We start from the raw sequence: 2,604 nt of genomic DNA on the forward strand, positions 1-2,604 counted from the left end.
GAGGAGCCGCTGGCGAACACCACTTCCGAGAGCATGACCACGGCCGTGGTGCCCGCGGCCAGGCGCGCCGCGCCGTATTGCAGCGCCCAGTTGCCGGCCATCAGCAGCAGCGCCAGCACCAGCGCCACCCCCGCCCAGGCCCAGTCGAAGGCCGGGAAGGCCGGAATGTGGCCCGACGCGTTGCCGGCCAGCGCGGCCAGCAGCGCCATCACCATGCAACCGCCGAACATGGTCGCCATGCGCGCCTGCCCGGGAATGCCCTGGAAGCGGCGCAGCAGCACGTTCGTGAGCGCGAACATGAAGCCGCCGAGCAGCGCCAGCGCGTCCGCCAGCTGCAGCGCTGCCCCCAGGCGCGCCGCGCCGCCTTGCTCCGGCCACAGCACCAGCAGCACGCCCGAGAACGCCAGCGCCAGGCGCAGCAGCGCCGCCCGCGTCGGCCGCTCGCCCAGGATGCGCCAGGCCAGCAGCACGGCCCAGGCGGGCATCAGGTAGAACAGCAGGATCACGCGCACCACGTCGCCGATGCCGATCGCCCAGTTGAAGGCCACGTTGTTCAGGCCGGAGCTGGCCGCCAGCAGCAGCAGCGCCGGCCCCGCGGCGCGCAGCTGCGCCCGCACCGCCGGGCGCAGCGCGAGCAGGCCGGCCAGGAGCAGCGCGTACATCAGCGCCGTCGCCCACAGCGGGTGCAGCCCTGCCGCCAGCATCTGCCGAAACGGCCACCAGGCCAGCCCCCAGATCAGGGCGTTGGTCAGCAGGGCGAGGACGGGCAGCGGTGAATGCATGGCAGAAGGGGGGCGCGCCGCACCGGCAGGGGCCTGGCGGCATGGCGCAGGCGGCAGGGGCGCCGTCAATGGTCGCGCCGGGCGATCTGCAGCAGCTGCTCCATCTCGTCCGGACAGTGGCGCAGGTTGCGCCGGTGCCAGCGGCCGATCAACACCATCACGCCGGCCACCAGCAGGCCGAAGGCGGTGATCGCGCCGTAGGCCGACAGGCCCAGCCCGGTGGACAGGCTGTAGAAGGCGCCCATGCCGAGGATGGCTGCCTGTTCGTTGAAGTTCTGCACGGCGATGGAACGCCCGGCGCCCATCAGATTGTGCCCGCGGTGCTGCAGCAGCGCGTTCATCGGCACCACCAGGAAGCCCGCCAGCCCGCCCAGCATGATCAGGAAGGGCACGGCCAGCCAGATGGTGTGGATCAGGTTCATGGCGATCACCACCAGACCCATGGCGACGCCCAGCGGGATGACGCGCGTGGCGCTGTCCAACCGCATGTACACCGAGGCCAGCACCGCGCCGGCGGCGGTGCCGATGGCCACCACGCCCACCAGCGCCGAGGCCTGCGTGGTGCTGTAGCCCAGCGCGACCGCGCTCCAGGCCAGCACGATGTAGCGCAGGTTGCCCGACACGCCCCAGAACAGCGTGGTCGTGGACAGCGAGATCTGCCCCAGCTTGTCGCGCCACAGGCGCGCGTTGCAGGTCCAGAAGTCGGCCAGCAGCGCCAGCGGGTTGGGCGGCAGCGGCCGCATCTCCACGCCGGTGTGGGGAATGCGCAGGTTGAACCAGGCCGCCAGCGCGTACACCGGCAGCAGCGCCATGATCGCCGCCTCGGCCGGGCGGGCGATGCCGAAGTCGATGCCGGGGATCTCGATGGCCAGCAGCAGGCCCGACAGGTGGGGCGCCACCAGCTGCCCGCCCACCAGCACGCCCAGGATGATCGAGGTGATGGTCAGGCCCTCGATCCAGCCGTTGGCCTTGACCAGCTGCGAGGCCGGCAGCAATTCCGTCAGGATGCCGTATTTCGCCGGCGAGTATGCCGCCGCCCCCAGGCCGACCACGGCGTAGGCGAGCAGCGGGTGCGAGCCGTAGAGCATCATCAGGCAGCCCGCCATCTTGATGGCGTTGCTGATGAACATGACGCGCCCCTTGGGTTGCGAATCGGCGAAGGCGCCCACCCAGGGGGCCAGCACCACATAGAACAGCGCGAACATCGGCACCAGCGCCGCCCGCTGCCACTCCGGTGCGCCGCCCGAGCGCAGCAGCTCCACCGCAGTCACGAACAGGGCATTGTCGGCCAGCGAGCTGAAAAACTGCGCCGACATGATGGTGTAGAAACCGCGCTTCATCGGGGGCGTGTGGCTCCATCAGGCGTGCTGATGGATGGTGAAAACTCCAGGCACTCCGGGGAGCGACGGGCGGTTATATCACGCAGCCGCTGCAGGCCGATGCCACAATGGCCGCGCTCCGTCCGCCCCCATGTCGCCATGCCGCGTCCCATCCAAGCCACGATCCATCCCGGCGCGCTGCGCGCCAACCTCGAGCGCGCACGCCGCGCCGCGCCCGATGCGCGCGTCTGGGCGGTGGTCAAGGCGAACGCCTACGGGCACGGCATCGAGCGCGTGTTCGACGCCCTGCGCGGGGCCGACGGCTTCGCGCTGCTCGACCTGGCCGAGGCGCAGCGCGTGCGCGAGCTGGGCTGGCGCGGCCCGATCCTGCTGCTCGAAGGCGCCTTCGAGCCGCGCGACCTGGAACTGTGCTCGCGCCTGTCGCTGTGGCACGCGGTGCACTGCGACGCGCAGATCGACTGGCTTGCCAGCCACAAGACGCA

The 2,604-nt window shown here is 71.2% G+C and carries 3 protein-coding genes; 1 reads left to right on the forward strand and 2 read right to left on the reverse strand.

Features of this window, described 5'->3' with window-relative positions:
* On the reverse strand, positions 1–782 hold a 782-nt coding region (locus A612_RS04670; RefSeq protein WP_019373382.1), incomplete at its 3' end, for an EamA family transporter.
* A 65-nt stretch (positions 783–847) separates the two neighbouring features.
* Entirely contained in the window at positions 848–2,122 is a 1,275-nt protein-coding gene (gene lplT / locus A612_RS04675) for a lysophospholipid transporter LplT (RefSeq protein WP_019373383.1), read from the reverse strand.
* Positions 2,123–2,260: 138 nt separating this feature from the next.
* Here lplT and A612_RS04680 point away from each other — a divergent pair.
* Positions 2,261–2,604 (forward strand): alanine racemase (locus tag A612_RS04680; RefSeq protein ID WP_040436088.1); only part of this gene is annotated, 344 nt, incomplete at its 3' end.

Source organism: Melaminivora alkalimesophila (assembly GCF_000282995.1).
Taxonomy (GTDB): Bacteria; Pseudomonadota; Gammaproteobacteria; order Burkholderiales; family Burkholderiaceae_C; genus Melaminivora; species Melaminivora alkalimesophila.

What these genes read in the sequence shown, in the direction of transcription:
- lplT (WP_019373383.1), bottom strand. Translation starts at nt 2,122, where the DNA reads ATGAAGCGCGGTTTCTACACCATCATGTCGGCGCAGTTTTTCAGCTCG.